At 64.0% G+C, this 228-nt stretch carries 1 protein-coding gene; it reads right to left on the minus strand.

Going from position 1 to position 228, the window contains the following annotated elements:
- The coding region (locus tag KJQ96_RS39685) for an alpha/beta hydrolase (protein WP_213291293.1) at positions 1-228 on the minus strand (228 nt) is incomplete at both ends.

Consider the following 228-nt stretch of genomic DNA (forward strand, 5'->3'; position numbering starts at 1 on the left):
ACCTTCTGGAATTCGGGATGCGCGACATAGTTTGCGACGTGAACCGCGCCGGCGGAATGTCCCATCAGGTAGATGCGCGCGGGATTGCCGCCATGCTCGCCGATCTTGTCGGTGATCCACTTGACCGCGGGGGCGATATCCTCCGTGCCCGCCGGCCAGGGTGCCAGTGGCGCGAGCCGATAGGTGACGTTGACGCCGACAAAGCCGTTCCTTGCCGCCCATAGCATG

This window comes from Bradyrhizobium sp. sGM-13, assembly GCF_018398875.1.
Lineage (GTDB): Bacteria > Pseudomonadota > Alphaproteobacteria > Rhizobiales > Xanthobacteraceae > Bradyrhizobium.